We start from the raw sequence: 21,138 nt of genomic DNA, 5'->3' as shown, positions 1-21,138 counted from the left end.
TCTAAGGCCAGGCTATTGCCCTAGGATGATCCGGCTCGATCGGGCAGTAAATCCAAACGGAAGAGAATTCATGCGCCTTCGACGTGTTTCCGTCGTTCTGGCATCAGTGATTGCCGCTGTTGCCGTGCCCGCTCTCGCGGCACCGGCACACGCCGCGGCCAACTCCAAGGTGTATGTGACCCCGACGTGGGCCACGGCCGTCGCCGGCTGGACCTGGCGCTTCGACCGGCTCGACCCGGTGGGGCTTTCCGTCCAGGACACCCGGGCCGACGGACACTTCGTGGGGATCCAGTTGGTGACCGTCTCCACTGGCCAGGGCACCCGCTACTGGCCCATGCACACGGTCACCACCGGCTCGGGCACCGGGCTCAATCGGGAGACCTACGCGGACACTGGCGGCTTTCCCACGAAAGCCTGGATTCGCGTCTGCAAAATCAAGGGGAGCACCATCGTCACCTGCGAGGAGTCCGACATCGTGAACACACCGATCAACGACGACTACTGAGCCGGAACGCGAGGAGGGCCCGCCGGTTCGCCGGCGGGCCCTCCTCTCTCATCTCATGCCCGCGCTATCAATCGGCAGCGGTGAATGCGACGGACAGGTACTTCTTCCCGAACGACGACGAGGACGGTCGCGGCTTGCTCATCAGCGTGGCCCCGATGTACAGGCGGCCGTTGGCGTAGCGGTACTCGGCGGAGTCGGAGGAGAAACTGGTCTCCGCCTCCCGGACCGACTTCTCGGCCGGGTTCTCCATCAGCACCGTCTGCTTGAAGGTGGCCCCGTCGATGGACACGACCTGGCCGCCCTTGTCGTACGGAGGCCACTTGTACGCGATGAGGTTTCCGCCGTCCATGCGCAGCGGGAACATCGTGTACCGGTCGCCCGCGTCGGCCCGGTCGCTGGTGGGCTTTCCGGTCGCGAGGTCGAAGGAGACGATCTCGTTGGTGTCGCCGTACTCGCCCGAGCCCTCGTGGTCCGAGGTCGGCAGATAGATCCTGCCGTTGCCGACGACGACCTTCTGGCAGGCCTCGACCTCCGTGGAATCGCACCTCGCCTGGTACTTCTCGCCCGCCGCCGGGATCTTGGCGAGCAGCGTGCCCTTGTCGTCCAGCGAGAAGAAGTCCGAGATGCCGCGCGAGCCCGTGTCGCCGACGTCCGCGGCGACGACCAGCGGCTTGGTGGAGACGATGCCCGCGTACTCGACACCGGCGGGGAGCTTGTACGAGAAGAGCGGGGCGCCGCTGGTGGGGTTCAGGCCCTGGATGGTGACCTGCCGGTTGTCGTACGAACCGCACTTGCGGGCCGCGACGAGCGCCTCGCCGCCGCCGTACCCCATGTCGTAACAGCCCTCGGCGTTGACCGTCGGCTTCCAGCGGTTGGCACCGCTGATGAGGTCGAAGGCCGCGCCGCCGTCGGTGCCGCCCGCGGCGACCGTGGTGCCGCTCTGGGTGACCTCGCTGAAGTTGGACTTGTCGTCGCCGCTGGCGTCGCCCTTGACGGACTTGCTCCACAGCAGCTTGCCGGTGGACAGGTCGACGACGCCGACCTCGGTGCACGGCTGGTAGTTCTTCGGCGCGACCCGCTTGGCGGCCTCGAAGACGATCGCGGTCTTGAAGTCCGCGGACATATGGCGTGAGGACGCGCAGATCTGGCCCGGGAGCGGGAGGGTCCACAGCGGGGTGCCCTTGGCCAGGTCGTAGCCGACGAGGGACTCCACGCCGGGCTTGACGTACGCCTTGTCGGTGATCCAGGAGCCCATGACGGCGGTGAGGTCGGTGCGCGTGGGCTCCGGCAGCTGGAAGGCGACCTTGGCGTTGATGTTCTCCGGGGCCTTCTCCTTGCCGGCGCCGTCGGCGGCCTTGCCACCGGTGTCGCCGCCCGTGTCGCCGCCGGTCGAGCCCTCGGTCTTGCCGTCCTGGCTGTTCTTGCTCTCGTCCTTCTTGCCGTCGTCGCCGCCGCTGGAGGCGACGACGATGCCGCCGACCACGATCAGCACCACGGCGAGGGACGCCGCGATGATGATCTGCATCTGCGTGCTCAGCTTCTTGCCGCCGCCCGGGCCGGGGCCGCCGGGCTGGGGCGGCTGCGGCTGCATGGGCTGGGGCGGGTAGCCGTAACCCTGCGGCGGTGAACCCTGCGGCGGTCCCTGCGGGTAGCCGTACCCGGGCGGCTGTCCCGGGCCCTGCGGATAGCCGTAGCCGGGCTGGCCCGGCGGCTGCCCCGGCGGGGGCGTCTGGGGATAGCCGTACGAAGGGTCCTGCGGGGGCGGCACCGGGGCGCCGAAACCGCCGGGCGGCGGGTCCTGGGGAGCGCCGAACCCTCCCTGCGGGGGCTGGTTCGGCGGCTGGTTCGGCGGTTGCGGTGGTGGCTGCGGTGGCTGCGTCATGGCGTGCTTACCTCTGGAGAAAGCGAGAGTGAGCGGGAGCTGGAGCGGGACTGGGTCTGAAGATTCATGACGCGGTCACTTGCCGAAGGCCATCATGGTCTTCGTCTCCTTCTCCTCCGCGTCGTTGCTGGCGCTGACCCGGCCGTTGGCGATGAAGAACCGGCCGTCCGCGTACGCCAGCTGCGCCGAGAAGAAGGAGTTCTCGATCTGGGCGGTCGAGGCGGGGTGCTGCAACAGCACCTTCGGCGCGCCACCCGTCGGCGCGATCGTGGCGACCGCGCCGCCCTTGTCGTACGACGGCTCCACGTACACCAGGAGGTTGCCGCCCTCCATGCCGATCGGCGTCATCGAGCTGTCGCCGCCCACGGGCGAACGCCAGGCGGGCTTGCCGGTGGCGAGGTTGAATGCGACGACCTCGTTGGCGCCGCCGGCCTTGGCGGGGTCGGTCGCCATGTAGAAGTGGGTGGCGTCGGCGGCCACTCCGGTGCAGTCCTCAAGGTTCTGACCGAAGATGATGAGCCCCCCGCCGCCGCAGCGCGGCTGGAACTTGTCCTTGCCGCCGTCGATCTGCGAGCGCTGCCGGCCGGTGTCGGTCAGCGCGATGATCGACCACTTCTTCGGCTCGCGCTGGGTCAGGGAGATGACCAGCGGGGACGTGGAGTAGACCTTGTCGATCTCCCAGCCAAGGGGGGCGTTGTACGTCCACTTCGCCTTGCCGGTCGTCGGGTCGACCTCCGACAGCTGCTGCTTGGGCTTGTTGTAGTCGGAGGTCGGGCAGCTCGCGGCGGCGAGCAGCTTGGGTCCGCCCGCGAAGGCGAAGGGCTTGCAGCCCTCGCTCGGCCCCTTGAAGAGCTGGGTGCCGTCGGTCATCGAGAACCCGTAGGAGTTGCCGCTGCCGCCCGCGGCCAGCGTGTTGCCGCTGATCGACAGGGTGAAGTCGGAGAGCGAGCCGAAGGCGCCGGTGGCCTTGGGAATCGGCTTCTTCCAGCCCGCCTTGCCGGTCTTGAGGTCGATCATCTGGAGCACGGTGCACTTGGCGCGCTCGGTGAGGCTGTCCTTGATCCCGATGACCATCTTGCCGTCGGCCGTGGTCTGGGCGGACGCCAAACAGATCTCGGTGCCGAGCGGGATGCTCCACTTCTTCTTGCCGTCGGTCACCGAGTAGCCGGCGACCTCCTTGTACATGCCCTTGACGACGGTGTCGCCCGCGACCCACGGGCCGAACACCTCGGCGCCGTTGCGCGGCAGGTCCACGTCGTTCTTCGTCAGGAACAGGACCTTCGCCTCGCCGTCCTGGCGCCCGGCGTTGAGGTCGTCGTCGGCATCGCGGCCACCGCCGCTGCCGTCGCCCTGGTCGACCGACTCGGAGCCGGTCGGCTGGGGCGCGTCGCTGCTCTTGCTGACGTTCTTGTCGTCATCCTTCGTCGAGTCGTCGCCGCCGCTGAGGGCGAAATACGTCCCGCCGCCGATCACCAGCAGCGCGGCGACCGCCGCGGCGATGATGATGCCGGGCTTGCCCTTGAAGAAGCCGCCCCCACTGCCGCCACCGGGCGGGGTGGGCGCGCCGGGGTACTGCGGCTGGGTCGGATAGCCGCCGTAGGGCCCCTGCTGCTGCCCGTACGGACCCGGCTGGGCGTACGGACCTGGCTGCTGCGCGTACGGACCCGGCTGGCCGGGGGCCTGCTGCGGATAGCCGTAACCGGGCTGGGCGGGCGCCGTCTGCGGATACCCGTACCCCGGAGGTGCCGCAGGAGGCGCGGCGGGCGGCGGCGTCTGCGGCGGCCCCTGCGGGGCTGGCGGCATCTGCGGCGGCTGCGCGGGCGGCTGAGGGATCTCCTGCTGCGGATCCTGGGGGGCTCCGAAGCCTCCCTGCGGCGGTTGCTGGCTGGGCGGCTGAGTCATCAGCACTTCCCCCTTTGTACGGCCCGCTGCCCGATCGGCCTCCCCCGCAATTCCGGCGGTCGATTGACCTGAGGAACGGAGCGTTTCGGACATGGATTCCGCACTGGTACGTCTGTCGGGCGGGGCTTCTTTGTATCACCCGGAAGGAGGCGTAAGAGGGGCCGGTCCACCCCTTTGTACCCAAGGGAGGACCGGCCCGTGACGCCGTCGTTATGAGACCTGCACGCCGCCTCTACGCATCTTCTGCCAGCTCCAGCCAGCGCATCTCCAACACATCGCGCTCGCCGATCAGTTCACGCAACTCCTTGTCGAGCTTCGCCACGTTCTCGAAATCTGTGGCGTTGTCGGCGATTTGCGCGTGCAGGACGGTCTCGCGGTCGGACATCTTCGTCAGCTGCCGTTCGATCCGCTGTAGTTCCTTTTTGGCCGCGCGAGCGTCGCCCGACGACTTCTCCTTGCCGGCGGACGCGGCAGCAGTAGGCACAGAGGCGGGCTTCGGCACGGCGGTCTCGATCATGCGCCGCCTGCGCTCCAGGTATTCGTCAATGCCGCGCGGCAGCATCCGCAGAGTGGAGTCACCCATCAGCGCGAAAGTCCGGTCCGTCGTCCGCTCGATGAAGAACCGGTCGTGGGAGATGACCACCATCGTGCCCGGCCAGCTGTCGAGCAGGTCCTCCAGCTGGGTCAGCGTCTCGATGTCGAGGTCGTTGGTGGGCTCGTCGAGGAAGAGGACGTTCGGCTCGTCCATCAGCAGCCGCAGGATCTGGAGCCTGCGCCGCTCACCGCCGGAGAGGTCGCCGACGGGCGTCCACTGCTTGTCCTTGGTGAAGCCGAACTGCTCGCACAGCTGACCCGCCGTCATCTCGCGGCCGTTGCCGAGGTCGACCCGGTCACGTACCTGCTGCACGGCCTCCAGCACCCGCAGCGCGGGGTCGAGTTCGCCGACCTCCTGGGAGAGGTACGCGAGCTTCACCGTCTTGCCGACGACGACGCGGCCCTTCTCGGGCTGCTTCTCGCCGCCGCTGCGGGCCGCATCGGCCAGGGCGCGCAGCAGCGAGGTCTTGCCCGCGCCGTTGACGCCGACCAGACCGATACGGTCGCCGGGCCCGAGCTGCCAGGTGAGGTCGGTCAGCAGCACCTTCGGGCCCGCCTGGACGGTAACGTCCTCCAGCTCGAAGACGGTCTTGCCGAGGCGGGCGTTGGCGAACTTCATCAGCGCGGAGGTGTCGCGCGGCGGCGGCACATCGGCGATGAGCTCGTTGGCGGCCTCGATGCGGTAGCGGGGCTTGGAGGTACGGGCGGGGGCGCCGCGCCGCAGCCACGCCAGCTCCTTGCGCATCAGGTTCTGCCGCTTGGTCTCCTCGGTCGACGCGATGCGCTCGCGCTCGGCCCGCGCGAATACGTAGTCGCTGTAGCCGCCCTCGTACTCGTGCACCGAACCGCGCTGGACGTCCCACATCCGCGTACAGACCTGGTCGAGGAACCAGCGGTCGTGGGTGACGCAGACGAGCGCGGAGCGGCGGGTGCGCAGGTGGGTCGCCAGCCAGGCGATGCCTTCCACGTCGAGGTGGTTGGTGGGCTCGTCCAGGACGATCAGGTCCTGCTCGGCGATCAGCAGCTTGGCGAGCGCGATCCGGCGGCGCTCACCGCCGGAGAGCGGCCCGATGACGGTGTCGAGCCCGTGCTCGAAGCCGGGCAGGTGCAGATCACCGAAAAGGCCGGTGAGCACGTCCCGGATCTTGGCGTTGCCCGCCCACTCGTGATCGGCCATGTCGCCGATGACCTCGTGACGGACGGTGGCCTCGGGGTCGAGGGAGTCGTGCTGCGTGAGCACCCCGAGTCGCAGGCCGCCGCTCTGGGTGACGCGGCCGGTGTCGGGCTCCTCCAGCTTGGCAAGCATGCGGATGAGGGTGGTTTTACCGTCGCCGTTGCGGCCGACGACGCCGATGCGGTCCCCCTCGGACACGCCGAGGGAGACTCCGTCGAGCAGGGCGCGTGTGCCGTACACCTTGCTGACTGCCTCGACATTGACCAGGTTGACTGCCATTTCGCTCCTGTACGGGGGGATGGACCGACATCCCAGGGTAGTCGCCGGGCCGTGCGGTGGCGTCCGCTGATCGATCAGGGGCGGGGGCATGGGGTGACCGAGCCCCGCAAGAAACCCCTCAGGCCCCCGCCGCCGTCGCGCCCACCACCGTCGCGCCCGCCGCCGGGGACGGCGCCACCCGCGCCGTGCGGCAGGTACCCGAGGCGAGGAGGGCCTCCGCGACCTCGGCCGCCGTCTCCGGGGACTTCGTCAGGAACGCCGTCGTCGGGCCCGAGCCCGAGACCAGGGCCGCCAGCGCCCCCGCCGCCGTGCCCGCCGCGAGCGTCGCCGACAAGCCGGGCCGCAGCGAAAGCGCCGCGGGCTGGAGGTCGTTGGCGAGCGTCGCCGCCAGGGCGGTCGCGTCGCCCGTGCGCAGGGCCTCCAGCAGCGCGGGCGACGCGACCGGCTCCGCGACCGGTGCGGACGTGGACCCGGACGCGGACGCGGTCAGGCGGTCGAACTCTCGGTACACCGCGGGCGTGGACAGACCGCCGTCCGCCACCGCGAACACCCAGTGGAACTCCCCGCCGACCTCCAGCTCCGTGAGCCGCTCACCGCGCCCGGTGCCCAGCGCCGCGCCGCCCACCAGCGAGAAGGGAACGTCACTGCCCAGTTCCGCACAGATGTCGAGCAGCTCGGAGCGCGGGGAACCGAGACCCCACAGCGCGTCGCACGCGAGCAGCGCCCCGGCGCCGTCCGCGCTGCCGCCCGCCATGCCGCCCGCGACCGGGATGTCCTTCGCGATGTGGATGTGGACGCGCGGGTCGATGCCGTGGCGCGCGGCCAGCAGTTCGGCTGCCCGCGCCGCCAGGTTCGTACGGTCGAGGGGGACCTGGTCCGCGTCACGACCGGCGCAGGTGATCGTCAGCGCGTCGGCGTCCGTCACCGTGACCTCGTCGTACAGGCCGACCGCGAGGAAGACATTGGCGAGGTCGTGGAAGCCGTCGGGGCGCGCGGCGCCCACTGCCAGCTGGACATTGACCTTCGCCGGAACCCGGACCCGGACCTGGGCCCGTCGCGTAACGCTCACGCCTTCGCCTCCGCGATCCGGGCGAACTCCTCCACCGTCAGTGACTCCCCGCGCGCCTGCGGCGAGACCCCCGCCGCGACCAGCGCCGCCTCCGCCGCCACCGGGGACCCCGCCCACCCCGCGAGCGCCGCCCGCAGCGTCTTGCGGCGCTGCGCGAAGGCCGCGTCGACCACCGCGAAGACCTCCGCCTTCGACGCCGTCGTCTGCACCGGCTCCGCCCGCCGCACCAGCGACACCAGGCCCGAGTCGACATTGGGCGCCGGCCAGAAGACGCTGCGCCCGATGGACCCCGCCCGCTTGACCTCCGTGTACCAGTTCGCCTTCACCGAAGGCACCCCGTACACCTTGTTGCCCGGCCCGGCCGCGAGCCGGTCCGCGACCTCCGCCTGGACCATGACCAGCGTGCGTTCGATCGTCGGGAAGCGTTCCAGCATGTGCAGCAGTACGGGCACGGCCACGTTGTACGGAAGGTTCGCGACCAGCGCGGTCGGCGGCGGCCCCGGCAGCTCCCGCACCCGCATCGCGTCGGAGTGCACCAGCGTGAAGCGGTCCGCGCGCCCCGGCATGCGCGCCGCGATCGTCGCCGGCAGCGCGCCCGCCAGCACATCGTCGATCTCGACGGCGACGACCCGGTCCGCCGCCTCCAGCAGCGCCAGCGTCAGCGAGCCGAGCCCTGGCCCGACCTCCACCACGATGTCGTCCTCGCGCACCCCCGCGGTCCGTACGATCCGCCGGACCGTATTGGCGTCGATGACGAAGTTCTGGCCGCGCTGCTTGGTGGGGCGTACGCCCAGCGCTGCGGCCATTTCACGGATGTCGGCGGGGCCGAGGAGTGCGTCGGGCTCAGTGGTACTCACTGATACAGCCTACGGCCGCAATGCGGCCACGGACTCGCCCCCCTTTGTACGTACAGCTTCTTCGCCCGGTACGTCTGCTCCGCGGCGGGCGCGTCCTGCGGTCTGCCCTTGCCGCCAAGACGCTGCCAGGTACCGGTGTCGAACTGGTACAGGCCGCCGTAGTGCCCCGACGCGTCGACCGCCTCCGGCCGCCCGCCCGACTCGCACTGGGCGAGCCCGTCCCAGTTCAGCCTGTCCGCGCCGCGTACGGAGTCGGGCAGCGGCCTGGTGCCGAACCTCACCCGCTGGGTAACGGGCTCCCGGACCACCTCCTCGGCAAGTTTCCGTGGCTTCTGCCGGACACCGTTGACCGTCCGCACGGCGTACGTGACCCGGAGCGCGCCGGGTCTGCCCTGTCGTACGACGACCTCGGTCCCGGCGAACAGCGAGGCGTCCTCGGTCCGGTGCACGCGGAAGTCGATGGGCTCCTCGCTGACCTCCTTGCCACGGGTGATCCGCATGACGGTGATGGTCTGGCCGTCGCGCGGGAAGCGGCCGGGCGGTACGGATGTGGTGTCCTGGCCGCGCAGCTCGATGCCCGCGTCGGCCAGCGCCTCGCGCACGCTCGCCGCGTTCGTACGGATGGTGCGCTCGCGCCCGTCGGCCAGGAAGGTGACGGTCCGCTCGGTCCGTACGTTCAGGGTGAGGCCCGCGCGGGGGATCACCAGGGACCGCGCGAGGGACAGATACGCGCCCTCGGCCCGCACGCCCAGCTCGCGCAGGGCCTCCTCGACGGTGTGGGCGGTGGTCCACACGCGGCGCGGCTGCCCGTCCAGGGTGAGGGTCACGAGCCGCCCGTAGCGGACGGTGATCTCGTCGCCGCCGGTCAGGGGCGCGCCGGGCGCCGGGGCGACGAGGTCGTGCGCGCCGACATCGAGGCCCTCGTCCGCCAGGAGCTCGCGGACGTCGTCGGCGAAGGTGTGCAGGGTGCGCGGCACGCCGTCGACGTCGATGCGTACGGCCTTGTCGGCGGCGACGAAGGCGGAGGTGCCGCCGGCCAGGAAGGCGACGACGAGGGCCTGCGGGACGAGGCGGCGCAGGGTTTCGGGCCGTGCCGCGGCTCTGCGGCGCCGGGCGGCGCGACGGGCTTCGGCGCGCCCGCCGACGGGGGGTGTGACGGGTTGGCGTAGCTCGTACGCCGGAGCGTACGGATCCAGGAACCCCCAGAGGTCCGGGTGGCTCTCGTACGGCTCCACTGTCCTCGCCTCGTCGCGGCGAGGCTCACGCGTGGCGCGGTGACTGCCCTGCGAAGTGCTCACGACGCCGGGAGACTAGCGGAGCTGCGGTCACGTTCCAAGATGATTCGACTACAGAGTGTCGCCGCGCTACGCTGCCCGGCCGCGCTCGGCTTGCACGCTCAGTAATCAAAGGCGCGCGCCGTATTGACGGAGATCGCCTCGGCCAGCGTGTCCTCGTGGAGTCCCTTGACCGCCGCCATCGCGCGCAGCGTGAGGGGAATGAGATACGGCGCATTGGGCCGTCCGCGGTAGGGCGCGGGGGTCAGAAAGGGCGCGTCCGTTTCGACGAGTACGAGTTCCGTGGGGGCGACGGCGAGGGCGTCGCGCAGCGGCTGGGCGTTTTTGAAGGTCACATTGCCGGCGAAGGACATGAAGTAGCCCTTGGCCGCGCACACTTCGGCCATTTCCGCGTCGCCGGAATAGCAGTGGAAGACGGTGCGTTCGGGCGCGCCTTCCTCGGCGAGAATCCGCAGTACGTCGGCGTGCGCGTCGCGGTCGTGGATGACCAGGGCCTTGCCGTGCCGTTTGGCGATCTCGATGTGCGCCCGGAAGGAACGCTCCTGGGCGGCGATGCCGTCCGCGCCCGTACGGAACTGGTCGAGGCCGGTCTCGCCGACGGCGCGCACCTGCGGGAGGGCGGCGAGCCGGTCGATCTCGGCGAGGGCGTCGTCCAGCGCGCCGTCCCCGCCGGCTTCGCGCGCGCCCTGCCGCGACCAGCCGTCCGGGTCCCCGTGGACGATGCGGGGGGCCTCGTTGGGGTGCAGGGCGACGGCGGCATGCACGCTCTCGTGGGCGGTGGCCGTCTCCACGGCCCAGCGGGAGCCCTTGAGGTCGCAGCCCACCTGGACGACGGTCGTCACGCCGACCGCCGCTGCCCGCGCCAGCGCCTCTTCAACAGTGCCCTCCTGCATGTCCAGGTGGGTGTGCGAATCGGCGACCGGCACGCCGAGCGGTTCGGGCAGCGGCGGCGGGACGGACTTCGAGGTCATGGCCGCGATCCTACGAGGCTCCGTGCGAAGCCCCGTGCGAGGGCCTGTGCGCGGCCATCCGCGAGGGGCGCGCGCCCACTCTCATTTGCGGTGATGGAAGGGGCGCAGGAGGTCGGAGAGGTGCCAGTGATGATCTTCGCCGGGCGCGGTCTGCGCAGGCTGTTCCGGCCGCCCTCCCTCGTCGGTCCGTTCTGCCCGCTCGCCCGCCTTGGGTATCGGCCCGGCGGGCGACACCGGCGGCGCCGCCGCCTGCTCCATCAGGTCCAGCACCGAGGAGACCTGTCCGGACCGCATGATCCGTACGACGTGCCCGCCGCAGTTGACGCAGCTCGGGCTCGAGAGCGGGGAGGGCACCCGCTCGCCGCCGGCCCGGTAGACAACGAATTCGTGGCCCGTGGCGTCGACGTGATGCTCTATCTCGTAGGACTGCTCCCAACCGTGCCCGCATCGCATACAAGCAAAGGCATACGCCTCGTGGACCTTGGCGGTGCCTGTGATCTCACTCATGCCAGCTCCTTTCCACTGGTCCAGTGGACGCCCATTCCGGCAAGAGCGCATCAGCGCCTGCCGATTAATGGCCTGCTCTTGGCCCACTCCATGCGGAAATGGCCCAGGACACGGTCTGCGCTTTGCCTTTCACGATAGTCCTTTACCGTTCGCTGCCGTTCGAGGGAACCGGACGATCCGCGTTCTTTGCCGCGACGACGGCATCGAACACCTCCCGCTTGGGAACCCCCGCCTCGGCGGCGACCGCCGCGATGGCCTCCTTGCGCCGCTCCCCCGCCTCCTCGCGCACCCGCACCCTGCGCACCAGTTCCGCCGCGTCGAGGTCGCCGGGCGCCGCGTCGGGGGCGCCCTCCACGACGACGGTGATCTCGCCGCGTACGCCTTCGGCCGCCCAGGCCGCGAGCTCGCCCAGGCCGCCGCGCTTGACCTCCTCGTACGTCTTGGTCAGCTCGCGGCAGACGGCGGCGCGGCGCTCGGCGCCGAAGATCTCGGCCATCGCGGCGAGCGTGTCGTCCAGCCGGTGCGGGGCCTCGAAGTAGACGAGGGTGCGCCGCTCGCCCGCGGCCTCGCGCAGTTTGCTCAGGCGCTCGCCGGCCTTGCGCGGCAGGAAGCCCTCGAAGCAGAAGCGGTCCACGGGCAGCCCGGACAGGGCGAGCGCGGTCAGTACGGCGGACGGGCCCGGCACCGCCGTGACCTTGATGTCCTTCTCGACGGCTGCGGCGACGAGCCGGTAGCCGGGGTCGGAGACGGACGGCATGCCGGCGTCGGTGACCAGCACCACGCGGGCGCCGCCGGTCAGCGCCTCGACCAGTTCCGGCGTACGGGCCGACTCATTGCCCTCGAAGTACGACACGACCCGGCCCCGGGTGTGCACGCCGAGCGCCTGGGTGAGGCGGCGCAGCCGCCGGGTGTCCTCGGCGGCGATCACGTCGGCGCGCTCGAGTTCGGCGGCGAGCCGGGGTGGCGCGTCGGCGACGTCGCCGATGGGGGTTCCGGCCAGTACCAGTACGCCTGTGGTGGGTCCGGGGGTCGTCTCACGGGGCAGATCAGTTGTCACGTCTGCCATCCTCGCAGGACCGGACGCACCACTCGCACAGTCGCGTTCCCTACGATGGCGCGGTGACCAGTACCGCGCCACAGACCCTGCAGGGCAAGGAAGCCGATCAGCAGCCCCCCGGCTGGCAGCGCAGGCTGCGCCGATTCGGCTACGTGCCCCGGCCGGTGATCGGGCTGCGTGAACGCCTGGTGCCGCCGTACGCGCGGCCGTCCGAGGGGCTGTGGCCCGTGTTCGGCATCTCGGCCAGGGGCGCCCAGCTGCTGCTACGGCTGTCCGCGTGGGGCGGGCCGCTGCTGGTGGCGCTGGTCGCGGGGGTGCTGCGGTTCTGGAACCTCGGCAAGCCGGACGCGGTGATATTCGACGAGACGTACTACGCCAAGGACGCCTGGGCGCTGATCAATCAGGGCTACGAGGGCAGCTGGCCGAAGGACATCGACAAAACGATCCTGGCGAACCCGGACGCGGTGACGGTGCCGACCGACCCGGGCTATGTGGTGCACCCGCCGGTCGGCAAATGGGTGATCGGGTTCGGGGAGCAGATCTTCGGGTTCACGCCGTTCGGCTGGCGGTTCATGGTCTGCGTACTCGGCACGCTGTCGGTGCTGATGCTCTGCCGGATCGGCCGGCGGCTGTTCCGCTCGACGTTCCTGGGCTGCCTGGCGGGCGCGCTGCTCGCGGTGGACGGCCTGCACTTCGTGATGAGCCGCACGGCGCTGCTCGACCAGGTGCTGATGTTCTTCGTGCTGGCGGCGTTCGGCTGTCTGGTGATCGACCGGGACTGGGCGCGCAGGCGGCTCGCGGCGGCGCTGGAGACGGACGAGGAGGGCGTGCTGCGGCCGGACGCGATGGTCGCGGAGAGGCTGCGGCTGGGCTGGCGGCCGTGGCGGCTGGCGGCGGGCGTGATGCTGGGCCTGGCGGCGGGCACGAAGTGGAACGGCCTGTATGTAATGGCCATGTTCGGGCTGATGACGGTCCTGTGGGACGTGGGCGCGCGGCGGACGGCGGGCGCGGTACGGCCGTACCTGGCGGTGCTGAAGAAGGACCTGGTGCCGGCGTTCGTGTCGACGATCCCGGTCGCGGTGCTCACGTACATCGCGTCGTGGACGGGCTGGATCGTCACGGACAAGGGCTACTTCAGGAACTGGGCGCAGACGCAGGGCCGGGGCGGCAGCTGGACGTGGCTGCCGGACTGGCTGCGGAGCCTGTGGCACTACGAGACGGAGGTCTACGACTTCCACGTCAATCTGACCTCGGGCCACACGTACGAGTCGAACCCGTGGAGCTGGATCGTGCTGGGCCGCCCGGTCTCGTTCTTCTACGAGGACCCGAAAGCGGGCGTGGACGGCTGCCCGGCGGACGCGGCGAACAAGTGCGCGCGCGAGGTGCTGGCGCTGGGGACGCCGATGCTGTGGTGGGCGGCGTGTTTCGCGGTCTGCTACATCCTGTGGCGCTGGCTGTTCCGCCGCGACTGGCGGGCGGGGGCGATCGCGGGGGCGATCGTGGCGGGGTGGGTGCCCTGGTTCTTCTATCAGGAGCGCACGATCTTCCTGTTCTACGCGGTGGTGTTCGTGCCGTTCCTGTGCCTGGCGGTGGCGATGATGATCGGCGCGATGCTGGGGCCGCCGGGGTCGGACGAGCGGCGGAGGGCGCTGGGCGCGATCGGTGCCGGAGTGCTGGTGCTGCTGATCATCTGGAACTTCATTTACTTCTATCCGCTGTACACGGGGACGTCGATTCCGGTGGAGGACTGGCGCAATCGGATGTGGCTGGATACCTGGGTCTGAATCAGGGCACGATCGTCGCGGTCCTATAACGGCCTCGGGCCCTGTTCACTCCTGTCCCGTAGAGTGCAGCGGATCCAGGTCCTTGAACACGCTTTTCAACAAGTGTGCTTGGGGGACGCTCCCGGGGAGGGGACCGCAAAAGATGCGCAGCGGAGTGAAGGTCGCCGTCGTCGGCGGGATATTTGTGGTGGTCGCCGGTGGCGTGGGCTATGGCGGCTACAACCTGTACGGCGGGCTGACCGGCGACGACGGTACGGACAGTACGACCGCGTCCGCGAAGACCGGGCCGCCGAGCGCGGACGAGATCGACGAGACGGCGAAGGACTTCCTGGCGGCGTGGGCGGCGGGCAATGGTCCGAAGGCCGCGGAGCTGACCAACAACGCGGCAGAGGCCGGGCCGCTGCTCTCCGGGTACAGCGCGCAGGCGAGTGTCTCCAAGGCCGTGATCACCCCGGGCACGGCGGTCGGCGCGAAGGTGCCGTTCACGGTCAAGGCGACCGTGACGCACGGGGGCAAGAGCATGCCCTGGTCGTACTCCTCCGAACTGACCGTGGTGCGCGGGCTGACCTCCGGCAAGCCGCTGGTCGACTGGCTGCCGACAGTGGTCCACCCGAAGCTGACGAAGGGCGCGAGCCTGAAGACGGGCGGGGCCTCGTCCCCGCCGATCAAGGCGGTCGACCGCAAGGGCCGGGAGCTGACGGCGGAGAAGTACCCGTCGCTCGGTCCGGTCCTGGACGCGCTGCGCAAGAAGTACGGCGCGACGGCGGGCGGCACGCCCGGCGTCGAACTGGTCATCGCGTCCGCGGACGCGGCCACGGCCGACCAGACCCTGCTGACCCTGGCCAAGGGCAAGGAGGGCAAGCTGACGACCACGATCGACGCGGATGTGCAGGCTGCCGCCGAGACCGCGGTGAAGAAGTACGGCCAGGCGTCGGTCGTCGCGATCAAGCCGAGTACGGGTGAGATACGGGCGATCGCCAACAGCCCGGCGGGCGGCTTCAACACGGCGGTGCAGGGCGCGCAGGCGCCCGGCTCCACGATGAAGATCGTGACTGCGGCGATGATGCTGATCAACGGGGTGGTCAGCGGGCCGAGCGCGCCGGTGGAGTGCCCGCCGACCGTCGGGTGGGAAGGGGTGACGTTCCAGAACCTGGACAAGTTCGAGATCCCGAACGCCACCTTCAAGGACAGCTTCCGCCGCTCCTGCAACACCACCTTCATCAAGGCGATCACGCCGCTCACCAAGAAGAAGATCGCCGGTACGGCGCTGGGCGAGACGGCCGGCAAGTACTTCGGCATAGGTCTCGACTGGCAGACGGGCATCGTCACCCGCGACGGCAGCGTCCCCGAGTCGTCGGGCGGGGAGACCGCGGCCTCGTACATCGGACAGGGCAAGATCACGATGAACGCGCTCAACATGGCGTCCATCGCCGCGACCGCGAAGAAGGGCAGCTTCCGACAGCCGGTGATCGTCCCTCAGTCCCTCGACGACCGTGAACTGGCCACGGCCACGCCGCTCCCGGGCTCCGTCGCCCAGGCGCTGCGAGACCTGATGCGCGCCGCCGCGACGGGGAACGGCACGGGCGCGAAGGCCATGGCCGAGGCCGGCAACGGCGACAAGGGCGCGAAGACCGGCTCCGCGGAGGTCGACGGGCAAGGAAAGTCGAACAGCTGGTTCACCGGCTTCGCCGACGACCTGGCGGCGGCAGCGGTGGTCGAGGCGGGCGGCCACGGCGGCGACGCGGCGGGCCCGGTGGTGGCGCAGGTACTGCGGGCGGGCTGACCCACTGCGCGGGATCGTCGGCCCGGCCTCGGGCGGGACTCCCCCGCCCGAGGCATCGGCGCCGTACGTCGGCGGGACGGGTACAGGTGGGGCGAAGGCACGGCCCTCACGGATGAAAGGGACCGTCGACCATGAGTGAGCGTCAGCGCGTACTGCCCTACGAGTCCACCGAGGCGACGTCCCCCTTCGGCCTCGGGCTGCATCACGTGCAGCTCGCCCTGCCCCCGGGCGAGGAGGAGGTGTGCCGCCGCTTCTACGTGGACGTGCTGGGCATGACCGAGCTCCGGAAACCCCCGGTGCTCGCGGCTCGCGGGGGCCTGTGGGTGCGCTCAGACACCCTGGAGATCCACCTGGGCGTCGAGGAGGACTTCCGTCCATCCCGTAAAGGACACCCTGGCATCCTGGTCGCTGACATCGACGGCTTGGCCGCGCGGCTGACTGCCCTGGGCGTCAAGGTGATATGGGATGACAACTTCCCAGGCCATCGACGTTTCTACGCCGCTGACTGCCACGAGAACCGCCTTGAGTTCCTCTGTCCCGAGGACCAGCACAAGACGTGCCCCCGTGCCCCCGCGTCCGGTCCATCAGCCCCTTCGCTGAACCCGGCCGTCCCGGTCCAGGGGTGTCAGAGCTGGCCGAGGTCGATCTCAACCGGGAAAGGCGCGGAAACTTTCACCTTGCCGGTGAACATATCTCCGTCTCGGTAGGACCTGGTCGCTGGGTCGAGAACATAGGTGTACACCAGCGGAACGCCGGTCGCGGCCTGCTCGACCCGCCAGTAGAAAGCGATCCCGGCTTTGGCGTACTGGTCGACCTTCACGATCCGGTCAGTGGTCTCAGAACCCGGCGAGACAACCTCGGCGACCAGCAGCACGTGCTCAGGCCGGGTGGGCATGATGTCAATCGTGTCCGCCCGGTACACGACGACATCCGGACGACGATTCGTGAGCGGCACATCCTGCAGCCGGACGTCGAAGTCCGTATCCGCGTTCCACTCGGGTCCCGCAGCGGCCTCCAGAGCGTTCGCCAGGATCCGGGCCAGGCGATGGTGCCTCTTGGACGCGCTGGGACTCACAACGACCATTCCATCCACGATCTCGATGCCCACGCACTGTTCCTCGGACCAGGAGTCGTATTGCTGCGCCGTGATCTGTTCGTGCATCCACGCGGGAGCAACCATCTCGGCGGTCATGTCGCACCTCCCTGAACCTGCGCGGCGGGCCTGGTTCTTGCTGGGCTCAGCGTACTGTCTCCCGCTGGCACTCGTCGTGGCAGGCGCTGGCGTATAAAAGCAAAACCGCAGGTCACCGGCGAGGGCAAGGCAGGGGCAACACGGCCGTCGATCACATGCACGTGCTCGACCGGGGCCTTGGCCCGGTGGTGGCCCAGGTGCCGCAGGCCCGCTGACCCGACAGCCGGCCAACTGGCACCACTTCCCCGGTAAAGCCGCTCGCGTGGCCCGTACAGCCGCCGATAGCGTGCGGGCCATGAGTACTCACGACGGCACCGCCGCGCATCCCCGTTTCGCCGAAGCCCTCCGCGAGCTGGGGCTCGATGTCCCGGTGCGGCGCTTTCCCGAGGCCACGCGTACCGCCGTCCAGGCCGCCGCCGCGATCGGTTGCGGTGTCGGCGAGATCGTCAAGTCGCTGATCTTCCAGGCGGACGGGGTGCCGGTGCTGGTGCTGATGGACGGCTCGTCGCGGGTCGATGTCGAGCGCGTACGGGAGGAGCTCGGCGCCGGGGCCGTCAAGCGCGCCGACGCCGAGCTGGTGCGGGAGACCACGGGGTACGCGATCGGTGGTGTGCCGCCCTTCGGGCATGCCACCAGGACCCGGGTGCTCGCCGATCGCGGGCTGCTCGACCATGAGGTGGTGTGGGCGGCGGCCGGGACTCCGCACGCCGTCTTTCCGCTCGACCCCGCGACGCTGATCGCCCACGCGGGCGGCACACTCGTGGACGTACGCGAGCGCCTGGCGTGACGGTTCTCGTCGCCGCGGCTGTCCTGATAGCCGCGGTCACGCATGCCACCTGGAACGCGCTGGCGCACACCATCCGTGATCAGCTGCTCGCCTTCACCCTGATCACCGGCGGCGGCGCGGTCATCGGGGCGGTGCTCGCCTGCTTCGTCCCGTTGCCCGACGCCGCCGCCTGGCCGTATCTGGTCGCCTCCGCGGTGATCCACATCGGCTACCAGGCGCTGCTGATGCGGTCGTTCACCCTGGGCGACTTCGGCCAGATGTATCCGGTCGCGCGCGGGACGGCACCCCTGGTGGTCACCCTGCTCGCGGCGCTGTTCGTCGGGGAGCGGCTGGGCGGCTGGCAGTTGGCGGGGGTGTCGCTGGCTTCGGCGGGCCTGGTGGGTGTGGCCGTGTGGGGCATCAAGGGCTCCGGGACGCGCCCGCACTGGTCGGCACTGCTGGCCGCGCTGGCGACCGGGCTGTCGATCGCCGCGTACACGGTCGTGGACGGCGTGGGCGTACGCGCCTCGGGCACGCCCCTCGGCTATATCGCCTGGCTGATGATCCTGGAGGGCCTGCTGATCCCGGCGTACGCGCTCCACGTCCACCGGGGTCGCCTTCTCGCCCAGCTGCGCCCGCACGCGGCACGCGGACTACTCGGGGCGGCGCTGTCCATCGTGGCGTACGGGCTGGTGCTGTGGGCGCAGACCCGGGCGCCGCTCGCTCCGGTCGCGGCGCTGCGGGAGTCGTCGATCATCGTGGGTGCGGCGATCGGGGCGCTGTTGTTCAAGGAACGGTTCGGGGCCCCGCGGATCGCGGCGGCGGCGTTGATGGTGGTGGGCATCGGCCTGATGCTGCGCGCGGGCTGACGGCGGGTCCGCTTGGTGTGGCGGTTCGTCCCGCGCAACGAGGTACTCAGCCGCGCTGCCCCCTCTACCCCTTCCGCACCCTCCGCGCCCTCCGCGCCCTCGCCGGACGCTCGATCCTGCCCACCTGACCTTCACCGCACTTCCCTTACCACCGGCAGACACCGCGCCCCTCCGACAAGCACGCCAGGCACGCCAAACACGCCAAACCGGCCGCCCGCGCGTCTGCGATGCTGGCGCGATGCCGATCACGCCCCCGGTCCCGGTCCCGCAGCCCGTCACGCCCGACGCCCCTGCAGCCATACGGAGCCCGCTGCTCACCCAGTGGTGGCGCGACCTGGCCTTCGTCCACTGGGCCGTGGACCCGGACGTCGTGGCCGGGCTGCTGCCGGCCGGGACCGTTCCCGACACGCTCGACGGAGTCACCTACGTCGGCCTGGTCGCCTTCCGGATGCACCGGGTCGGCTGGCTGCGGTTGCCCGGGGTCCCCTACCTCGGCACATTCCCGGAGACCAATGTGCGCCTGTACTCCGTGGACACGCACGGGCGCCGAGGCGTGGTCTTCTGCTCGCTGGACGCCGCACGTCTGGTGCCGGTGGTGATGGGGCGAGCCGTTTTCCGGCTGCCCTACCTGTGGTCCCGTATGGCCGTCCGCGCCGAAGGCGGCACCATCAGCTATACCAGCTCGCGGCGTTGGCCGGGACCGCGCGGCGCACACAGCCGGATCACCATACGGACCGGCCAACGCATCGACGAACCCACCGAGCTGGAGCACTTCCTGACCGCGCGGTGGGGCATGCACAACGCCTTCTTCGGCGAAGCGGCGTATCTGCCGAACGACCACCCCCGCTGGCCACTGCACCGGGCGGAGCTGATCGAGTGCGAGGAGGACCTCGTGGCGGCGGCCGGACTGCGGCCTCCGGCGGGGGAGCCGGTGAGCGTGCTGTACTCACCGGGCGTGCCGGTCCGCCTGGGCCGCCCTGCCCGGCCGGCCGGCATCCCGACCCCCTGACTCGCCGCCCGCGAGGGGCTCTCATACGGAGAAGGCGACCTCTTACACCGAGGCGCGCACGAAGCGGAGAGTGGCGGTGACGGTGGTCGGGCCGCTCATCATGCCCAACGGGTTCCAGACCATGCCGAACTGCTTCCGGTCTCTCAGCGACAGCTCCCCGTTCACGGTGACTCCGTCAGGGCCCACGTCCGTGAGGCGCGCGGTGAAGGACTGCGGCACGCCGACGCCGAGCACGGTCAGCTCACCCGAGATCTTGACCGTGCTGTCGTCGCCGGGCACGGCGCTGAGAACGGTGAAGGTGATGGCGGGGTGCTTCTCCACGTCCAAGAGCTGGGCGGAGCGCAGATGCGTGTCGCGCTTGGGGTTCTTGGTGTCCAGGGACGCGGCGTCCAGAGTCAGCGTGCCGAGTGCGGATCCGTCGGGCCGGACCTCCCCCTCGCCGGTGAAGGAGGTGAACACGCCCTTCACCGTCATCATGCCCCCCATGGACTTGTGCCGTAAGGCAACGGTGGAGCGGGCGGTGTCGAGCTGCCAGATGCCTGTTTCGACGACGACGGTCATGTTCTCTCCTGTGAACGGGAATTGATGGGCATACGGCACGACGGACTACCAGAAGGGGCCCAATTTGTATGACCACACGCTAGCCGGTAATCCAATTCTGGACAACGAGTACGCTTCAACTGTGGCCCACGCTTCCGACCCCGCCGACCTGCCCGGATGCCCCGACGCGGGCCGGAGTGGGCTGCTACCGGACGAGTTGCGCGCCTGGATGCACCTGCTGGCCGCAGCCGGCGCGATCGAGCAGCAGCTCCACGCGCGGGTCAAGGAGGAACTCGGCGTCTCGCACGACGAGTTCCTGGTGCTGTGCCTGCTGGCCGACCAGCCCGCCGGCCTGCGGATGACACGGATCGCAGAGCTCCTGGGCCGCCCCAAGACCCGGCTGACCTACCAGGTCGCCTGCCTCCATCGCTACGGGCTGGTCGCCCGGAACTCGACGTGCGGCGACCGGCGCGGCATCGAAGTGGCACTCACCGACAAGGCACGCCGGCTGATGACCGAGGCCTCGCCCCCGCTGGCCGATGCCGTCACCGACGCCGTCGCGCACCTGGTCGGACCACAGCTGTTGGAAGCACTGCGGGGCCTGCTGCCGAGCAGCCCCGAAACCGCCTCGTAGACAGTCGATTGTCAGTGGCGGACAGTACCGTCGGATCATGACAGCCAACTTCGATCTGACCTTCGACTGTACGGACGCGAAGCGGCTCGCCGACTTCTGGAAGCTTGCCCTGGGGTACGTGGACGAGCCCCCGCCCGCCCCCTTCAAGACCCGCGAGGAGTGGCACGCGTCGTTCGGCCTGCCGGAGGACGACTCCGTGGACGACGGGGCGTGGCTCTGCGCGCCCGACGGCGTCGGACCGCGGCTGAGCATCCTCAAGGTGCCGGAGCCGAAGACGGCGAAGAACCGGCTCCACATAGACATCCGGGTGTCGGGGCAGGGCAGCCAGGAAGAGCGGTGGGCCCGGATCAGGGCCGAGTCACAGCGGCTGGTGGCGGCGGGGGCGGCGGTCGTGGAGGAGTGCGACGGCCATTTGGTGATGGCCGACCCGGAGGGGAATGAGTTCTGCGTGGCCGTGGGCGCCGCTTAG

The 21,138-nt window shown here is 70.2% G+C and carries 19 protein-coding genes and 1 pseudogene; 9 read left to right on the top strand and 11 right to left on the bottom strand.

Going from position 1 to position 21,138, the window contains the following annotated elements:
- Positions 1 to 124: 124 nt before the first annotated feature.
- Positions 125 to 505 (top strand): hypothetical protein, encoded by a 381-nt coding sequence (locus tag ACIHCQ_RS19605; RefSeq protein ID WP_399663646.1) that lies wholly within the window; start codon positions 125 to 127, stop codon positions 503 to 505.
- 67 nt (positions 506 to 572) lie between these two features.
- Here the strand turns inward: ACIHCQ_RS19605 and ACIHCQ_RS19600 are convergent, their stop codons facing one another.
- The 9 genes from ACIHCQ_RS19600 to rsmI form a co-directional block, all read right to left on the bottom strand.
- Positions 573 to 2,387: a PQQ-binding-like beta-propeller repeat protein gene (locus ACIHCQ_RS19600; protein WP_399663644.1), complete on the bottom strand. Its 1,815-nt coding sequence runs from the start codon at positions 2,385 to 2,387 to the stop codon at positions 573 to 575.
- Between the two features lie 75 nt (positions 2,388 to 2,462).
- A complete protein-coding gene (locus ACIHCQ_RS19595) occupies positions 2,463 to 4,289 on the bottom strand; it encodes a PQQ-binding-like beta-propeller repeat protein (protein ID WP_399663642.1) in 1,827 nt (608 codons plus the stop codon).
- A gap of 232 nt (positions 4,290 to 4,521) precedes the next feature.
- Positions 4,522 to 6,336, bottom strand: coding sequence for an ABC-F family ATP-binding cassette domain-containing protein (locus ACIHCQ_RS19590; RefSeq protein WP_399663640.1), 1,815 nt, complete (start codon positions 6,334 to 6,336; stop codon positions 4,522 to 4,524).
- 118 nt (positions 6,337 to 6,454) lie between these two features.
- Entirely contained in the window at positions 6,455 to 7,405 is a 951-nt protein-coding gene (locus tag ACIHCQ_RS19585; RefSeq protein ID WP_399663638.1) for a 4-(cytidine 5'-diphospho)-2-C-methyl-D-erythritol kinase, read from the bottom strand.
- Positions 7,402 to 8,262, bottom strand: a complete 861-nt coding sequence (gene rsmA / locus ACIHCQ_RS19580; protein ID WP_399663636.1) for a 16S rRNA (adenine(1518)-N(6)/adenine(1519)-N(6))-dimethyltransferase RsmA — start codon at positions 8,260 to 8,262, stop codon at positions 7,402 to 7,404. Before rsmA ends, ACIHCQ_RS19585 begins: the two co-directional genes overlap by 4 nt.
- Positions 8,259 to 9,458 carry a ubiquitin-like domain-containing protein gene (locus tag ACIHCQ_RS19575; protein WP_399663976.1) on the bottom strand — a complete coding sequence of 400 codons (1,200 nt, stop codon included), beginning with the start codon at positions 9,456 to 9,458 and terminating at the stop codon, positions 8,259 to 8,261. Before ACIHCQ_RS19575 ends, rsmA begins: the two co-directional genes overlap by 4 nt.
- A 200-nt stretch (positions 9,459 to 9,658) precedes the next feature.
- On the bottom strand, positions 9,659 to 10,528 hold the full coding sequence (locus ACIHCQ_RS19570; protein WP_399663635.1) for a TatD family hydrolase: 870 nt from the start codon (positions 10,526 to 10,528) through the stop codon (positions 9,659 to 9,661).
- An 81-nt stretch (positions 10,529 to 10,609) separates the two neighbouring features.
- Positions 10,610 to 11,035, bottom strand: coding sequence for a hypothetical protein (locus ACIHCQ_RS19565; protein ID WP_399663633.1), 426 nt, complete (start codon positions 11,033 to 11,035; stop codon positions 10,610 to 10,612).
- A 142-nt stretch (positions 11,036 to 11,177) separates the two neighbouring features.
- Positions 11,178 to 12,092: a 16S rRNA (cytidine(1402)-2'-O)-methyltransferase gene (gene rsmI / locus ACIHCQ_RS19560; protein WP_399663631.1), complete on the bottom strand. Its 915-nt coding sequence runs from the start codon at positions 12,090 to 12,092 to the stop codon at positions 11,178 to 11,180.
- A gap of 62 nt (positions 12,093 to 12,154) precedes the next feature.
- On the opposite strand from rsmI, the gene ACIHCQ_RS19555 reads away from it, so the two are divergent.
- From ACIHCQ_RS19555 to ACIHCQ_RS19545, 3 genes and pseudogenes are all read left to right on the top strand, one after another.
- Complete coding sequence (locus ACIHCQ_RS19555) at positions 12,155 to 13,876, top strand: dolichyl-phosphate-mannose--protein mannosyltransferase (protein ID WP_399663629.1); 1,722 nt, start codon at positions 12,155 to 12,157, stop codon at positions 13,874 to 13,876.
- A 142-nt stretch (positions 13,877 to 14,018) separates the two neighbouring features.
- The gene (locus ACIHCQ_RS19550) at positions 14,019 to 15,659 is read left to right on the top strand and encodes a penicillin-binding transpeptidase domain-containing protein (protein ID WP_399663628.1); all 1,641 of its coding nucleotides are present in this window, start codon (positions 14,019 to 14,021) and stop codon (positions 15,657 to 15,659) included.
- A 131-nt stretch (positions 15,660 to 15,790) separates the two neighbouring features.
- Positions 15,791 to 16,201 (top strand): annotated as a pseudogene (locus ACIHCQ_RS19545) (VOC family protein); the annotation flags it as partial.
- A gap of 83 nt (positions 16,202 to 16,284) precedes the next feature.
- On the opposite strand, the gene ACIHCQ_RS19540 reads toward ACIHCQ_RS19545, so the two are convergent.
- Positions 16,285 to 16,851, bottom strand: coding sequence for a Uma2 family endonuclease (locus ACIHCQ_RS19540; RefSeq protein WP_399663626.1), 567 nt, complete (start codon positions 16,849 to 16,851; stop codon positions 16,285 to 16,287).
- A gap of 295 nt (positions 16,852 to 17,146) precedes the next feature.
- Between ACIHCQ_RS19540 and ACIHCQ_RS19535 the strand changes: the two genes are divergently transcribed.
- The 3 genes from ACIHCQ_RS19535 to ACIHCQ_RS19525 all read left to right on the top strand — a co-directional run bounded on the left by ACIHCQ_RS19535 (position 17,147) and on the right by ACIHCQ_RS19525 (position 19,495).
- The gene (locus ACIHCQ_RS19535; RefSeq protein WP_399663624.1) at positions 17,147 to 17,638 is read left to right on the top strand and encodes a YbaK/EbsC family protein; all 492 of its coding nucleotides are present in this window, start codon (positions 17,147 to 17,149) and stop codon (positions 17,636 to 17,638) included.
- On the top strand, positions 17,635 to 18,486 hold the full coding sequence (locus ACIHCQ_RS19530) for an EamA family transporter (RefSeq protein WP_399663622.1): 852 nt from the start codon (positions 17,635 to 17,637) through the stop codon (positions 18,484 to 18,486). The genes ACIHCQ_RS19535 and ACIHCQ_RS19530 overlap by 4 nt, the downstream gene beginning before the upstream one ends.
- Positions 18,487 to 18,724: 238 nt before the next feature.
- Positions 18,725 to 19,495, top strand: coding sequence for a YqjF family protein (locus tag ACIHCQ_RS19525; RefSeq protein ID WP_399663620.1), 771 nt, complete (start codon positions 18,725 to 18,727; stop codon positions 19,493 to 19,495).
- A 42-nt stretch (positions 19,496 to 19,537) separates the two neighbouring features.
- Here ACIHCQ_RS19525 and ACIHCQ_RS19520 read toward each other — a convergent pair whose 3' ends face one another.
- Positions 19,538 to 20,056, bottom strand: a complete 519-nt coding sequence (locus tag ACIHCQ_RS19520) for a YceI family protein (RefSeq protein ID WP_399663618.1) — start codon at positions 20,054 to 20,056, stop codon at positions 19,538 to 19,540.
- Between the two features lie 121 nt (positions 20,057 to 20,177).
- Between ACIHCQ_RS19520 and ACIHCQ_RS19515 the strand changes: the two genes are divergently transcribed.
- Together ACIHCQ_RS19515 and ACIHCQ_RS19510 are read left to right on the top strand one after the other, a co-directional pair.
- Positions 20,178 to 20,669: a MarR family winged helix-turn-helix transcriptional regulator gene (locus tag ACIHCQ_RS19515; protein ID WP_399663616.1), complete on the top strand. Its 492-nt coding sequence runs from the start codon at positions 20,178 to 20,180 to the stop codon at positions 20,667 to 20,669.
- A 37-nt stretch (positions 20,670 to 20,706) separates the two neighbouring features.
- A complete protein-coding gene (locus ACIHCQ_RS19510; protein WP_399663614.1) occupies positions 20,707 to 21,138 on the top strand; it encodes a VOC family protein in 432 nt (143 codons plus the stop codon).

It is taken from the genome of Streptomyces sp. NPDC052236 (assembly GCF_044548015.1).
Lineage (GTDB): Bacteria > Actinomycetota > Actinomycetes > Streptomycetales > Streptomycetaceae > Streptomyces.
The sequence above is the reverse complement of the archived record's forward strand: the minus strand, read 5'-3'. Positions and strand labels throughout refer to the sequence as shown.

Excerpts from the sequence above, each read along its gene's own strand:
- ACIHCQ_RS19510 (WP_399663614.1), top strand. The coding sequence starts at position 20,707 with ATGACAGCCAACTTCGATCTGACCTTCGACTGTACGGACGCGAAGCGG.
- ACIHCQ_RS19595 (WP_399663642.1), bottom strand. The coding sequence starts at position 4,289 with ATGACTCAGCCGCCCAGCCAGCAACCGCCGCAGGGAGGCTTCGGAGCC.
- ACIHCQ_RS19535 (WP_399663624.1), top strand. The coding sequence starts at position 17,147 with ATGAGTACTCACGACGGCACCGCCGCGCATCCCCGTTTCGCCGAAGCC.
- ACIHCQ_RS19570 (WP_399663635.1), bottom strand. The coding sequence starts at position 10,528 with ATGACCTCGAAGTCCGTCCCGCCGCCGCTGCCCGAACCGCTCGGCGTG.
- ACIHCQ_RS19590 (WP_399663640.1), bottom strand. The coding sequence starts at position 6,336 with ATGGCAGTCAACCTGGTCAATGTCGAGGCAGTCAGCAAGGTGTACGGC.
- ACIHCQ_RS19520 (WP_399663618.1), bottom strand. The coding sequence starts at position 20,056 with ATGACCGTCGTCGTCGAAACAGGCATCTGGCAGCTCGACACCGCCCGC.
- ACIHCQ_RS19525 (WP_399663620.1), top strand. The coding sequence starts at position 18,725 with ATGCCGATCACGCCCCCGGTCCCGGTCCCGCAGCCCGTCACGCCCGAC.
- ACIHCQ_RS19540 (WP_399663626.1), bottom strand. The coding sequence starts at position 16,851 with ATGACCGCCGAGATGGTTGCTCCCGCGTGGATGCACGAACAGATCACG.
- ACIHCQ_RS19565 (WP_399663633.1), bottom strand. The coding sequence starts at position 11,035 with ATGAGTGAGATCACAGGCACCGCCAAGGTCCACGAGGCGTATGCCTTT.
- ACIHCQ_RS19600 (WP_399663644.1), bottom strand. The coding sequence starts at position 2,387 with ATGACGCAGCCACCGCAGCCACCACCGCAACCGCCGAACCAGCCGCCG.
- ACIHCQ_RS19550 (WP_399663628.1), top strand. The coding sequence starts at position 14,019 with ATGCGCAGCGGAGTGAAGGTCGCCGTCGTCGGCGGGATATTTGTGGTG.